The sequence below is a fragment of the Larkinella knui genome (genome assembly GCF_003858645.1).
Classification (GTDB): Bacteria; Bacteroidota; Bacteroidia; order Cytophagales; family Spirosomataceae; genus Larkinella; species Larkinella knui.
The window spans coordinates 490913-504977 of the sequence record NZ_RQJP01000003.1; the positions used below are offsets into that span (position 1 = coordinate 490913).

Consider the following 14065-nt stretch of genomic DNA (forward strand, 5'->3'; position numbering starts at 1 on the left):
ACTTAGTCCGGTTGGTGGCGCGCCCTGTCTTTAGATGACGGGGGCAAAACCAATCGTTCCGCTTTCGTGGGCAAAATGGTGTTAAAATTACCCCAAAAGCGGTCGTCAAACCCGCCACGCTGCTTCGGCAGGTTTTCGGTGGTCACCAACACCTCGGTTGCTTTCACGGCCTGCCCGTTGGATTTGGCGTATTCACTGGTGCCGAAATGTAGGCGAATAACGGCCGTCATCTGCCCATTGGTGGCATAGGTAAACCGGGTCTCCAAAACCAGTTGCGAGTCCTGCAAAAACCACTTGCCGTTCAACTGGCGGTAGTTGCTCTGGCTGGAAACGCGCTTCACTTCCTTTTTTGATCGACCAGCCAGGTTATCAAATACCGATTTCAGACTGGTTTTTAACACCTCACCGGCGGCTTCGGACGTGAAGTCATACGCAATCCGAACGATGGCCCGGCTGGCGGTATCGATCAGGATCTCGCCTTTTCGGGCCGCCCGCACCCGCCGACCGGCCACTGGCTCAAACGTCAGCCGGTATGCCGGGCGGTTGTCACAGCCGGTCAGGACCGAATCGAGCCGGAAGTCGTAATCGTTCAGGTGATCTCCTTCCAGATAATCCGGCGGGCCCAGATTCATGCTTCGCGTCACGATAGCAGCCCCGTTCGGAAACGCGTAGCCTTCCAGCGTTTTGGGCAACGGATCCTGCACCCACTGCCGCCCTGTCACGAGTTTTACTTTTTCCGGCAGCTCCGTTTGCAGGTCGGGCAGTTTTTCCACCTTCAGGATGGCTTCCCGAACCGTCCAACAGGCCGTGTCGGTCGAAAGCGTCTCGCGGTAGAAACCGGTCAATACCGTCGGCGACGCCTGAAAATTGGCAGGAATCGATTTGAATGCCGAAAAAACCAGCAATCGCGCATCGGTCTGCTTCCGAAATACCGCTGCCGTTTCTGTCCTGGCAACGGGTTCCAGACCAACCGAAACGGAATCGACCGGCTGCCGGTTTTTCAAAGCCACCAGCGCATTCTGATACCCGGCTGCCGAAATAACCAGTTCTTTTTGGGAGTCAATTCCGGGGTATTTCAACAAAAAATGACCATCTTCATTGACCCGCGTTCCCCAGGCTTTTTCCCGGACACTGACATAGGCAAACCCAACCGGCTTTCCAGTCATTTTATCGACAACCTGGCCCCTGACTTGCTGGTAACCTTGTGCCCATGAACCCGTTATCCCGACCAGAACGAAAAAGCAGACCCTCAAAAATCGTTTCATTCAACCAAAAGAAAGAACTCAAAACCCGGCTCATGGGGCCGGAACAAACCGGGTTCCGTTTTCAAAAATACAAAATTCAGCCCGTTTATCCCATGAAATTGACTGTAAACATAGGAGTTGTTTTTGATTGCCTATACAAAAGCGCTGCCATAGTTTTGATGCGTTCACTCCGCGGTAATTCGGTTACAAACCCGATTGCCCACGTCCTGAAAGCCGCCGACGATGAACCGTCCGAAAATCGCGGATTATCCGTATGTTTGAAGGCGAAAGACTTCTTCTTACTTCGCGAATCTCATGAACAAAATTGGATTGATGAGCGGCTTTTTGCTGCTATCGCTGGCAACGCAGGCACAAACTCCGCTCACGCCTGAACAGCTCTGGAAATGGGGCCGGGTGTCGGGTGTGGGCCTTTCTAAAGACAAGCAGTTTGTTATCTATTCGGTCAGCACACCCGATGCGGCAGAAAACAAGAGCACTCGAAAAACGTACAAAATGCCGCTGACGGGGGGAAATCCGGTGGAAATTCCCAACGCCGACACCTTGCTGGTGAATTCGAAAATCTCGTCAGATGGCAAACACATCCTTAGCAGTGATGCCGTCAAACTGGAAGAGGTAACCGGCATCGATAAATACCCGGACCTCAAGAAATCAAACGCGTACGTCTACACCTCGCTGAATTACCGCCATTGGGATACGTGGGAAGACGGCCAGTTCGATCACGTTTTTGTGGCTCCGCTGACCAACGGCAAAGCCGGAACGGCCAAAGACATTATGCCGGGCGAAAAGTTTGATTGCCCGCAAAAACCGTTCGGGGGCGACGAGGATTACATCTGGCATCCCGACGGCAAGCACATAGTTTATGTAACCAAGAAAAAAACCGGAACGGCGTATGCGGTCAGTACGAACACGGATTTGTATGAATACGACATCACGACGGGAAAGACCCGGAATTTAACGGAAGAAAACAAAGGCTACGACGTCAATCCGGAGTTTAATGCGAAAGGTCAACTGGCCTGGCTGCAAATGAAGCGGGACGGTTATGAAGCGGACAAACAGGACCTCATCGTTTCCAATGGCGTCACTAAACTGAACCTGACCCAGCAGCGGGACGATATTCACGTGGCCGGTTTTAAATGGAGCCAGGATGGCACGTCACTTTTTTTTCACGCGCCCATCGATGGCACGATTCAACTCTTTAAAGTGACGTATCCGGGCCTCACGAAAATGATGCCGATCATCACGCAGATCACCAAAGGCGATTTCGACATCACCGGTATTGTCGGACAGTCGGGCAACACCCTGATCGTTTCCCGAACCGACATGAATCATCCGACCGAACTCTACACGGTCGATCTGACCAACGGCTCGATGCGGCAACTGACACACGTAAACGATGCGGTGTTGAAAACCACCGGAATCTGCAAAACCGAACGCCGGTTTGTGACCACGACCGACAACAAAAAGATGTTGGTCTGGGTGATTTATCCACCCGGTTTCGATGCGTCCAAAAAATATCCGACGCTGTTGTATTGCCAGGGCGGGCCGCAATCGCCGTTAACGCAGATGTATTCATACCGCTGGAATTTTCAGTTGATGGCGTCTCAGGGCTACATCGTTGTGGCGCCAAACCGCCGGGGCATGCCGGGCCACGGCACCCAGTGGAACGAGCAGGTGAGCAAGGACTGGGGCGGGCAGGTGATTCAGGATTACCTGAGTGCCATCGACGACGTTTCCAAAGAACCGTATGTAGACAAAAACCGGCGGGGATGCGTGGGACCGAGTTTTGGCGGGTATTCGGTCTTTGCGCTGGCGGGTGTTCACAACAAGCGGTTTAAAACGTTCATTTCGCACGACGGCGTCTTTGATTTCAAGAGCATGTACGGCACCACGGAGGAACTGTTTTTTGTCAATTGGGATTTGGGTGGCCCTTATTGGGACAAAAAGAACGCAGCCGCCCAGCGGACCTACAGCCAGTCGCCGAGCAACTTCGTGGATAAATGGGATACGCCCATCTTCATCATTCAGGGCGGGCGGGACTACCGCGTTCCCATCGAGCAGGGTTTGCAGGCGTTTCAGGTGGCCCAGCTGCGGGGCATCAAGAGCAAATTACTCTATTTACCCGACGAAAACCACTGGGTGCTGAGTGCCCAAAATGCGCTGGTCTGGCAGCGGGAGTTCTTTTCGTGGCTGAAAGAAACCCTGAATTAAAACCGCTCAGTCCATATTTCCTTTCACTTTCAGCCCGCTGGGGACGCGGGTCGGCACGGTTTTGTCAAACGAATCGTCGTTGAGGGTGTTGATGAATTCAATGATGCTGGAAATATCCCGGAAATTGACGTCCATTTTCCGGGCCAGCGGATCGATCTGGTGGGCGGTTACGTGCGGGTTTTCCACTTTTCCACCCGCAACGTCCTCATAAAATAGCAAAACCTGATCCAGCGTGACGAATTTCCCGCTGTGCATATAAGGTGCCGTGTAACGCAGATTGCGCAGGGTAGGCGTCCGGAACGCGTAGTTGTTGTTGATGCCCGCATCCGATTCTTTCCGGTTTTGGGTATCCGGAACGCCCAGTGTGTGGAGTTTAAAATCGGACAACATCGGGCCCTGGTGGCATTTGGCGCAGCCCGTTCGCAGAAACAGATTCAGGCCGTCTTTTTCGCTCACGGAAAGCGCGTTGCTGTCACCCCGCATGTACTGATCAAACCGGGAGTTGTTGGCAACCAGCGTCCGTTCGTAGGCAGCAATTGCTTTCGCCAGGTTTTTGGCCTGAATGGGGTTCGTCTCGCCCGTAAAAGCGGCCGAAAACAGCGCCTGGTATTCGGGGATTTTACGAATCCGGGTGATGATTTCAGTCAAAATCGTTTCTTCCGAATAGGCCTCTCCCCGCATCTCCTCCAGGCTCTGAATGGGAATCAGAGCCTGTTCTTCCAGACTTTTCGCCCGCAAATCCCAGAACATGGGAGCCCTGACAGGATCATAGTCGACGTGGTTTTGGATTCCGTTAAAGGCGGTATTGAGGACAGACTGCGAGTTTCGTTTGACAAACGGAATGGTGTTGGGCGTTCGGAATTGCCGTTTGCTGTCATGGCCGGTCCCGTTGACGCCAATGGAGGTTTCCAGGAATTCGGCGTAGTTAAAATCCGGCTGGTGGCAAGTGGCACAGGCCACATCCCGATTGCCTGATAAAACCGGATCATAGAACAGATACCGCCCCAGTTCAACTTTTTTCGCGCTCGTCGGATTGTCCGGCGGATCAACGACGGATTCCGGCAACGCTCCCAAAACCGCAATCGATTCGGAGATGCGCTTTTCCTTTTTTGCCTGCGATGCCTCCTCCTTTCCGCACGACACCAAAGCCAGCAGAATGACACTCAGCACCGGTAAAGAAAACCATCCACCAAAACGCATTTCACCCAAACGCACAAGAGTTAACAAACAAATGTTAAAGTAGTTACTCCTTCGTATTTACTAGGATCGGGCCGGAGTTTTATTAAAATGACCTTAAATTCTCGGGAATTTCCTTATTTAATATTGAAAAAACAATAATTTACCAGCTCATTGGTCTACCATTCACCCTTTAATCACTTTACATCGCTATGAAAAAGTCACTGATTCTGCTCTGTTTTCTTTTCAATCTGGCACTGGTGACGGCGTGGGCTCAGACCGCCAGTGAAAATAAAGCGGCCCGGAAGGAAACGAAATCTGCCCAAAAAGCCGCTGACAATCCGGACAACAAAGCCGCCATGAAGGAGGTCAAAACCGAAAAAATTACGACCAGTCGTAACCCGGATGGCACGTTCAAAAAAGCCGAAAAAACAGCCACCAAAGTTGAGCGCAATGCCGATGGTACCTTCAAAAGTAAAACCGACAAAACCGTTAAGACGGAAACCGCAAAGGTTGAAAAAGAAGTAAAGGCCGTTCCGGCAGATTACAAAGCCGCCGTTGACAAGAGCCAGAAAGGACCCGGTGGCGAAACGGTTTATGCTGGTCCGCGCGGTGGAAAATACTACATTACCAAAGCTGGCAACAAGCGGTATTTGAGCAGCAAATAGATAGGAACACGGATTCAGCGGATGGAACGGATTTGCACGGATTAATAAAAATCTGTTTTGATCGGCGTAAATCCGTTCCATCCGCTGAATCCGTGTTCCTATCTAAATTTTGTAGACCTGAAATAATCCCTTACATTTCGTTCGACAAGCAATAATTGCAACCAATCATAACAAACGATGAAACGAATCTTAGCAGGGCTGGTAGTGTTTCTATGTCTGACAACTACCCTCGATACGCTGGCGCAGGCGGCCCGGGAAAAGGTCAAAAAAGAAAAATCGGACCAGAAAAAAGACAAGACCGATGCGGAAAAAGCCGCAGCCAAAGCCGAGAAAAAAGCCAAAAAAGCGGCCATGACCGATGAAGAAAAAGCCGCGGCCAAGGCAGAGAAAAAAGCGAAGAAGGCGGCTATGACGGACGACGAAAAAGCCGCAGCCAAGGCGGAGAAAAAAGCTAAAAAAGCCGCCATGACCGATGAAGAAAAAGCTGCGGCCAAAGCCGAGAAAAAAGCCAAAAAGGCATCGGAAAAAGACGAACTGAACGGAAAACCCGGCAAAAAAGACAAGAAGGAGAAAGCCGAAAAAGAAGTAAAGGCCGAACCCGCGGATTACAAAGCGGCCATTGATAAGAGTCAGAAAGGGCCCGGTGGCGAAACGGTTTATACCGGCCCGCGCGGTGGAAAATACTACATTACCAAAGCTGGCAACAAGCGGTATTTGAGCAGCATTAAATGAGGAGCGGGAAGACAAATGGGCCTGTCTTCCCGCTCTCCTATCAAAATTCGGCGCTTTTGGGTGTTCTTGGGAACGGAATTACATCCCGGATGTTGCCCATGCCGGTAACGAACAAGACCAGCCGCTCGAAGCCAAGGCCAAAGCCCGAGTGCGGTGCGGAGCCAAACTGGCGGGTTTCGAGGAACCACCAGATGGATGCCGGATCGATACCGACCTCTTCCACGCGCGCCAGCAGTTTTTCGTAATTGTCTTCCCGTTGCGAACCGCCGATAATTTCGCCGATACCGGGAAACAGAACGTCCATGGCGCGTACCGTTGGGCCCGGCGCGCTTTCGTCCACGTCATCCTGTTTCATGTAGAAAGATTTGATTTCGCGGGGATAATTGGTCAGAATAACCGGTTTTTTAAAGTGCTTCTCAACCAGAAACCGTTCGTGTTCGGATTGCAGGTCGATTCCCCAACCCACGGGATACTGGAACTTCTTTTCCTTGTGCGGTTTCGATTGCAGCAGGATGTCGATCGCTTCGGTGTAGGTCAGGCGTTGAAAATTGTTGTTGAGCACAAACGACAGCTTTTCGAGCAACGGCATGGGGCTGCGTTCGGCCTGCGGTTTTGATTTTTCCTCGTCGATCAGGCGGTTTTCCAGGAAGGCCAGATCGTCGGCGCAATGCGTCAGGGCGTATCCGATGACGTATTTCACAAAGTCTTCGGCCAGATTCATGTTGTCTTCCAGTTCGTAGAAAGCCATTTCCGGCTCAATCATCCAGAACTCGGCCAGGTGGCGCGTGGTGTTGGAGTTTTCGGCGCGGAACGTTGGCCCGAAGGTGTAGATTTTCGACAAAGCCAGCGCGCCCAGTTCGCCCTCCAGCTGGCCGGAAACCGTCAGGTTGGTTTCGCGGCCAAAAAAGTCCTGTTTGTAATCGATATCGCCTTCGTCCGTTCGTGGTAATTTGTTGAGGTCCAAGGTGGTTACCCGGAACATTTCGCCCGCCCCTTCGGCATCCGAAGCCGTGATGATGGGCGTATGGAGGTAGAAGAACCCGTTGTCGTTGAAGTAGTTATGTACGGCAAAAGCCAGCGCGTGCCGAATGCGGAGAACGGCGGCAAAGGTATTGGTTCGGGGGCGCAGGTGGGCAATTTCCCGCAGAAACTCCATCGAGTGTTTCTTGGGTTGCAGCGGAAATTTGTCCGGATCGGCGGGTCCGTAAATATGAATGTCCGTTGCTTTTACTTCCACTTTCTGACCCGAGCCCATCGATTCTACCAGCGTTCCGGTCACGGCCACACACGCGCCCGTGGTTACTAACCGGATGGTTTCTTCACTAAACTGACCCGGTTCGGCAACGGCCTGCAGGTTATGGATGGTCGAACCGTCGTTAATGGCAATAAAAATGGCATTTTTACTTTCGCGCTTCGTACGAACCCACCCTTTGACGGTGATGGTATGGCCGGTCGTTTCAGACGCGAGTAATTGTTTGACAGGGAGAAGACTCATTCTGAAAAGTAATAAGTGAAAGACAGCTGTAAAGTTACGTCATTCGGTGAAATATGAAGCGGTTTCTTGCGAAGTGAAAAATCCGCTTACTAGGAAATTAACTACTTAATATCTTATCCACCAACCCGTTAGATTCGCATCTGCAAAATGAAGTAGGACATAAAACATTTTTTTTTAAAATTGGTCTGGAATTTGATAGGCGCGACCATTAGTACCCGAGTCAGGAATTGTGGCCTGCGAATATAGTATGTGATTATGCAAAGACTCAGCCTTACCCAATCTCTTCAACAAAAGCTGTCTCCGCAACAGATTCAGTTTATTAAACTGTTGCAAATTCCGACGGCCGAACTGGAGACACGCGTTGAAGAAGAACTGGAAATTAACCCCGCCCTGGAAGAGGGACCGGATACGGAATTTGAAGAAACCAACAACGACGATCCGTTTTCGGATGAGTATGACGACGACTATAAGGAGCGGAATGACGACGTCGATTTGGGGAGTTATCTGAACGAAGACGACTACAACGGTTACAAAATGCAGGGCGACGGTAATTACACGGAAGAAGACCGTGAAATGCCGGTGGCAAACCGTTCTACGCTGACTGATATGCTCATGCAGCAATTTGGGTATCTGAACCTCGATGAGCGGCAGGAAGTCATTGGAATGCAGCTTATTGGCAGTATTGAGAATGACGGGTACATCCGGCGTTCGATGCAGGCTATCGTGAACGATCTGGCCTTTTCGCACAGCATTTTCACGGATACCAACGAGTTGGAAACGGTTCTGAAACGGATTCAAACGTTCGATCCGCCCGGCATTGCCGCCCGGTCGTTGCAGGAATGTTTGTTACTGCAACTACACCGGAAAGACTCGGGCGATCCCGCCGTGCCGCTCGCCATCCGAATCATTGAAGATCTCTTCGAGGAGTTTTCCAAAAAACATTACGACAAGATCCAGAAGCGACTGAATATCAGCGAAGAGCAGCTTAAAAAGGTCATCCAGATCATCACGAAACTGAATCCGAAACCGGGTTCGGTGGAGGGCGAAGACAGCGCCGTGCAGTACCTGATTCCGGATTTTATTCTGACCAACAACGGCGGAAAAATAGAGCTCACGCTCAATTCACGCAATGCGCCCGAGCTGCGCATCAGCCGGTCGTTTGCCGAGATGCTCGACACGTACGAAAAAAGCGACAAAAATAACCGCTCGCTGAAAGAAACCGTCTCATTCGTCAAACAGAAACTGGACGCGGCCAAGTGGTTTATCGACGCCATCAAGCAACGCCAGGCCACGCTGCTGAAAACGATGAACGCTATCGTGCGGTTTCAGTATGATTTTTTCCTGGAAGGCGATGAAACCAAGCTTCGGCCCATGATTCTGAAGGACATCGCCAACATGATCGACATGGACGTTTCGACCGTTTCGCGGGTGGCCAACAGCAAAGCCGTGCAGACCGAATTTGGTATTTATCCGCTCAAATACTTTTTCTCCGAGGGCATTGCAACCGATTCGGGTGAGGACGTCAGCAGCCGCGAAGTGAAGAATATTCTGAAAGAATTTATCGACCACGAACCCAAGGGAAACCCGCTTTCGGATGATAAACTCGAAAAGATGCTCAACGAACGCGGTTACAACATTGCCCGGCGAACGGTTGCCAAATACCGGGAGCAATTGAATATTCCGGTGGCCCGGTTGCGGAAGCAATTGTAACGTTTTCGGTTTTCAGTGTACGGTTTTAGGCAGTCGATGCGCTCAAATCGCCAAGCTTTGTTAATTTTGTTGAATGATTGATGAGCAACGGCTGACCGAAGATCAGAAACCGAAAACCGAAAGTGTGAATACCAAGCTTGCCCGTGCTTTGTCGGCGGTTTTTCATCCGCTGTTGATGCCCACGATTTTATTCAGCATTCTGTTGTTTGGAGCACCGGGCGCGCTGGGTGTCAGCACGTTCGGAACGGCCTTTAAACTGAGCCTGCTCATGCTGATTTGCATCAGTACCTTCTTTGTTCCGGCTTTCCTGATTTATTTTTTATACCGCACGGGCTACGTCCGTAGCCTGCACATGAATGCGTTGCAGGACCGCCGGATACCATATTTCATGACGGCGCTGCTGTATACGACCACGACGCTGCTGTTCACATTCCGATTGCCCGAGCTCTCCGACATGGCCCCCGAAATCGGTATCGTTCTGGGCAGCATTACCGTGTCGGTAACCCTGGTTGGCCTCATCAGTCTGTTCTGGAAAATCAGCGCCCACAGCGTCGGAATCAGTGGAATGGTGGGTGCTCTGCTCGGTATCGCAATCAAATCCGGCGAAACCACGTTGCTGTATCCTCTACTGGCGATGATCGCTCTGGCGGGGTTGCTGGCCAGTGCGCGCTTGCATCTGAACGCCCACACCCCCTCTCAAATTGCCGCGGGCATGGGGTTGGGACTCGTGGTAAGTCTGACGACGGTGATCTGGCTGGTTTGAAAAACCGTATACCGAAACCCGTAAAAACATGTATAACCACCTCCTATTTTCTGTTTCGGACGGTATTTGCCGCATCACGCTCAACCGGCCGCACGTTCACAACGCGCTGAATCCGGCGTTGATCCAGGAGATCACGAGCGCAATGGAAGCCGCCGGAGCGGATGAAACCGTGCGGGTGGTGGTGCTGACCGGTGCGGGCAACCAGGCGTTCTGCTCCGGAGCCGATTTAAAGGAAGCCGCCGGCCAGCTTCAGAACGAAGGCGGTTTTTCGATGGGTGACTTGCTGCGAACGACGTATCATCCGATGGTTCGGGCCATCCGTACTCTACCAAAACCGGTGGTTTGCCGTCTCAATGGCGTGGCAGCCGGAGCCGGATGTTCGCTGGCGCTGGCTTGCGACGTGGTCATTGCCGCCGACGAAGCGTATCTGTCGCTGCTGTTTGTCGGCATTGGTTTGATGCCCGATGCCGGCTCGACGTTCTTTCTGCCCCGGCTGGTGGGTTCACAGAAGGCGTTTGAGTTGTGCAGTACGGGTCGGCGGGTATACGGCCCGGAAGCGGCCCAATTGGGACTCGTGACGCGTTCGGTTCCGGCGACGGATCTGGATGCGGCTGTGGCCGAAGCCGTCGGTTATTACGCAACCGCCCCCACCCAAGCCATTGGCTTAATGAAATTAGCCCTGAACCAGTCGGTTTATACTGATCTGGAGCGACAACTGGAGCAAGAGGCTCAGTATCAGAATCAACTGGGGCAATCGCGCGACGCGGCCGAGGGAATCATGGCATTTTTGACGAAGCGAAAACCCATTTTTACGGGGCAATGACTCATAAATTTCCGGCTGGCTTTTTGAATCTTATCTTTTTTCTCTTACTTTTGCAGTCCCAACACGGGAAAACGCATTCGTAGCTCAATTGGATAGAGCACCTGACTACGGATCAGGAGGTTTGGGGTTCGAATCCCTACGAGTGCACGAACCAAGCTAAAAACGCCCTATACGCATCGTATAGGGCGTTTTTCGTTTCCTAATCCGGCTCCTAATACTTTTTCCACGCCATTTTTTTCCTAATCTCGTCCGAATGGTTTCGACACAGAACTACTCCAAAAAGGTCATTATTAAGGATGACTATGTGAAGAAAGACGGTACTTCAGCGCTTTACATCTACGTCAGCGTTGACGGCCAGAATGAAAGAATTGCCCTGAAACTGGGCTGGCCACCCAAATTTTTCGATAAAGTCAAAGGAAAAATCCTTCCCAGGGGAAAAGCCGACAAAGATTTTTCAGACTATCAATTGATGATTGATACGGAAATCGGGAAAGTGAATGAAATCTTCAAAGAATATCGGCTGGCCGGAAAAACGCTCACCATTGGGCAACTCCTGAAAGATTACAACAGCTTCACTTCCCGAAAAGACTTTTTCACGTTTGCCGTCAATGATGCACATGAACGCTACAAACGGAAGAAGATCGAATTGGGCAGTAGGAAGGGCCACATGGCCAGCCTGAACAGTTTGAAGGCATTTTATAAGTTTGAACACGACAAGGCCAAAAAGACCACCAAAACGACTCCTGAGCCGGAAGCTGAAGGCGAAGATCTGCAACTTCCATTCAATGCCCTTACGCCCAAATTACTTGAGAACTTCCGGGCCTGGATGAAGGCGGAACGTGGTAATGTTCCCGGCACTGTCGAAAACCACATGAAAAACGTCCGGACGTATGTGAAGCGGGCGCTGGCGGCTGGCAACGTATTCGATGATCCGTTCAAAGTTGTCAAGGTGGCCCATCCGGAAACAACCCCGAACGTATTGGCCGAAGAACAGCTTCAGTCTTTAATTGCGCTTTTCAATAATACTTCTACGCCGGAAAGTTGGGTTTCGGTTTTGCGCCATTTCCTCTTTAGCTGTTTTACCGGCCTTCGAATCTCAGACGCCAAAACGGTAAACCACGACAATATTAAAGGGGACTGGCTGGTGATCATGCCGAAGAAGACCATGCGGTATCACAAGGTGATCCGGATCCCACTGCACCCGATGGCGAAGATATTAATCACCACGTCATTAGGCCGCCTATTTGCCACGTACTCAGAACCCTATACCAATCGATTGCTGGATAAAATTGGCCAGGCCGCCGACGTGGATTTCAAAATAACCACCCACACAGCCCGGCATACCTTTGGAACCCTATTTATCGAATTGGGTGGCGATGTAGTCACATTGAAAGAGTACATGGGCCATGCCGACATCCAAACGACGATGAAGTATGTACACCTGAGTGAAAAGAGAAGAAAGGAGAAGATTAACGTGTTTGACAAACTCTTCAGAAAACCCGACGATGACCTGAAAAATACCGCTTAATATAAAGAATCACCGTTTTATCGGTAGTTAGAGGGGTTTTCATATTGAGAACTCTACCTTTAAAGCTTTACCAATTAAAGGATGAATGCCCAAAGATGGCCTGTTTTACGGGCCATCTTTTTTCAAATCAAGCTCTAAGTTAAAATTACATTAGTTCTCATTTGCGTCTGAGTTCCTTGTGGCCAAGTGTTATGATTAAATGACAATTCATTATAGCAACTAGAATATTAAGGGAGAGATTAATTAAACCTTAAAACTACTAAAGATCAGATTTAAGTATCTTAAACTCTATTCGTCTATTTAATTGTCTGCCTTCATACGTATTATTTGCGACTATAGGCACATTTTCACCAAACCCTTTTGAAGATAATTGGTATGTAGGAACACCCTTAGATATTAAGTACAAAACAACCGAGGTTGCTCTTTTTTCACTTAAAGCAAGATTTGATTTATTTGATCCCAAATTATCAGTATGAGCTTGGATTGACACATGAATCATTGGATATTTTCTTAATGTATCTGCAAGCTTCGAAAGTTCGAAATATGACTCAGGCCTTAACTTCCAATTAGATGGATCAAAGAAAATATTATTTAAAACATGCACACTGTTACTTTTATATGATTTAAGACGTCTTACTTTTTCATGATTTTTCGAATGAATTGGAGAAGTTTTTTTTAGTTTGTTAAAGCTAAACATTAACAACACTATTCCCAAAATAAATAAAAAAAATTGACCTCTTGAGAACCACATCGTACCTCTATTATAAACGTTAAATTCGCCCTTATGCTGTGTGCCAGTAATTGTCCCAAAAACCACATAGCCAAAAAGAACTGAAAGGACAAAGCATAATTCATAATAAATAGTAAGTCCATCAAAAAAGTTAAATTTTTCAAAAAATATTGATGGAGCGAGAATAAATGCTGAGGCTAATGTGACTAATAATTTTGTTTGTTCTAAGTAAGTTTTACAAGCTTCATTTTTTGGATTATCTGCCATTTTTATTTTCTCTTTTCTCCACAAAATGGTGGAATGTTACAAAACTTGTCAGAAAACGCCTTAATTACTGAAATCGAGGATCTTACATTCCGCCTTTGCTTAATTCTATTCCTGTCAAATTCTGCTGGTTCATCTTTTACGTTTTCGATAATCATCTCTAGTGATTCACGCCAATCTCTACTATTAGGGTTAGAATTCAATCCGACAGAATTATCTACATTGCTTCCAATATTAATATTGTATTCTAAAAGTGGCAATATAAGCATTTGTTTAGCGGGTTCACTCAAAAAAATATCATGTTTGGTCTCCAATATATATATATAATTATAGATTTCTAAGTACAGGCCGTCTGTATGATAAGGGCTGTAAAACAAAGAACCAAAAGCTCTATTTGTATGCCCTTCAAGATAGGTATTCCTTTCTAATGACTTAATAAATTCCCTCTGATTTTCATCAAAGTATGTGAAAGCCTTGTCTTGCTCATCTCTTAATTTACCAATGGCCCTATAAGTTTCTTCAGAGACCTTTACCTGCTCCTCAACTGAGCTTAGTAATTGGGTCTCTATTTTCTTAAAATATGTAGTTATCCTTTTATTTAAAAATATAAAAAGAAAAAAAACGAATAGACTACTGCCTACAAATGAAGCAGCAATAAAAACTAAAATTTGCTCTGTGCTTGTCATAAGAGTTTAGCGTGTTA

At 48.9% G+C, this 14065-nt stretch carries 13 protein-coding genes and 1 tRNA gene; 9 read left to right on the forward strand and 5 right to left on the reverse strand.

The genetic code is table 11. The features are described from left to right. Window positions 1-2 precede the first annotated feature (2 nt). Window positions 3-1265 (reverse strand): carboxypeptidase-like regulatory domain-containing protein, encoded by a 1263-nt coding sequence (locus EHT87_RS16080; RefSeq protein ID WP_124907675.1) that lies wholly within the window; start codon window positions 1263-1265, stop codon window positions 3-5. Between EHT87_RS16080 and EHT87_RS31325 the strand changes: the two genes are divergently transcribed. Beyond that, entirely contained in the window at window positions 1211-1636 is a 426-nt protein-coding gene (locus EHT87_RS31325) for a hypothetical protein (protein ID WP_185716244.1), read from the forward strand. The genes EHT87_RS16080 and EHT87_RS31325 overlap by 55 nt on opposite strands. Beyond that, on the forward strand, window positions 1560-3473 hold the full coding sequence (locus tag EHT87_RS16085; protein WP_124907676.1) for a S9 family peptidase: 1914 nt from the start codon (window positions 1560-1562) through the stop codon (window positions 3471-3473). The genes EHT87_RS31325 and EHT87_RS16085 overlap by 77 nt, the downstream gene beginning before the upstream one ends. Before the next feature lie 6 nt (window positions 3474-3479). Here the strand turns inward: EHT87_RS16085 and EHT87_RS16090 are convergent, their stop codons facing one another. Continuing rightward, on the reverse strand, window positions 3480-4643 hold the full coding sequence (locus tag EHT87_RS16090) for a cytochrome-c peroxidase (protein WP_229321124.1): 1164 nt from the start codon (window positions 4641-4643) through the stop codon (window positions 3480-3482). Window positions 4644-4861: 218 nt separating this feature from the next. Between EHT87_RS16090 and EHT87_RS16095 the strand changes: the two genes are divergently transcribed. Both EHT87_RS16095 and EHT87_RS16100 read left to right on the forward strand, forming a co-directional pair. Next, window positions 4862-5317 (forward strand): hypothetical protein, encoded by a 456-nt coding sequence (locus EHT87_RS16095; RefSeq protein WP_124907678.1) that lies wholly within the window; start codon window positions 4862-4864, stop codon window positions 5315-5317. Between the two features lie 177 nt (window positions 5318-5494). After that, on the forward strand, window positions 5495-6049 hold the full coding sequence (locus tag EHT87_RS16100; RefSeq protein WP_124907679.1) for a hypothetical protein: 555 nt from the start codon (window positions 5495-5497) through the stop codon (window positions 6047-6049). A 40-nt stretch (window positions 6050-6089) separates the two neighbouring features. Here EHT87_RS16100 and asnS read toward each other — a convergent pair whose 3' ends face one another. Next, on the reverse strand, window positions 6090-7544 hold the full coding sequence (gene asnS / locus EHT87_RS16105) for an asparagine--tRNA ligase (protein ID WP_124907680.1): 1455 nt from the start codon (window positions 7542-7544) through the stop codon (window positions 6090-6092). Between the two features lie 255 nt (window positions 7545-7799). On the opposite strand from asnS, the gene rpoN reads away from it, so the two are divergent. The 5 genes from rpoN to EHT87_RS16130 all read left to right on the forward strand — a co-directional run bounded on the left by rpoN (window position 7800) and on the right by EHT87_RS16130 (window position 12368). Then, window positions 7800-9254: an RNA polymerase factor sigma-54 gene (rpoN, locus tag EHT87_RS16110; protein WP_124907681.1), complete on the forward strand. Its 1455-nt coding sequence runs from the start codon at window positions 7800-7802 to the stop codon at window positions 9252-9254. Window positions 9255-9327: 73 nt separating this feature from the next. Further along, window positions 9328-10017 carry a hypothetical protein gene (locus EHT87_RS16115; protein WP_229321126.1) on the forward strand — a complete coding sequence of 230 codons (690 nt, stop codon included), beginning with the start codon at window positions 9328-9330 and terminating at the stop codon, window positions 10015-10017. 28 nt (window positions 10018-10045) lie between these two features. After that, the gene (locus tag EHT87_RS16120) at window positions 10046-10840 is read left to right on the forward strand and encodes an enoyl-CoA hydratase/isomerase family protein (protein ID WP_124907682.1); all 795 of its coding nucleotides are present in this window, start codon (window positions 10046-10048) and stop codon (window positions 10838-10840) included. Window positions 10841-10913: 73 nt separating this feature from the next. Next, window positions 10914-10987: transfer RNA gene (locus tag EHT87_RS16125), tRNA-Arg, on the forward strand. A gap of 106 nt (window positions 10988-11093) precedes the next feature. Next, the gene (locus tag EHT87_RS16130) at window positions 11094-12368 is read left to right on the forward strand and encodes a site-specific integrase (protein ID WP_124907683.1); all 1275 of its coding nucleotides are present in this window, start codon (window positions 11094-11096) and stop codon (window positions 12366-12368) included. Between the two features lie 259 nt (window positions 12369-12627). Here EHT87_RS16130 and EHT87_RS16135 read toward each other — a convergent pair whose 3' ends face one another. After that, window positions 12628-13365 (reverse strand): OmpA family protein, encoded by a 738-nt coding sequence (locus EHT87_RS16135; RefSeq protein ID WP_148096033.1) that lies wholly within the window; start codon window positions 13363-13365, stop codon window positions 12628-12630. A gap of 2 nt (window positions 13366-13367) precedes the next feature. Continuing rightward, window positions 13368-14048: a hypothetical protein gene (locus tag EHT87_RS16140; RefSeq protein ID WP_124907685.1), complete on the reverse strand. Its 681-nt coding sequence runs from the start codon at window positions 14046-14048 to the stop codon at window positions 13368-13370. Window positions 14049-14065: the final 17 nt, after the last annotated feature.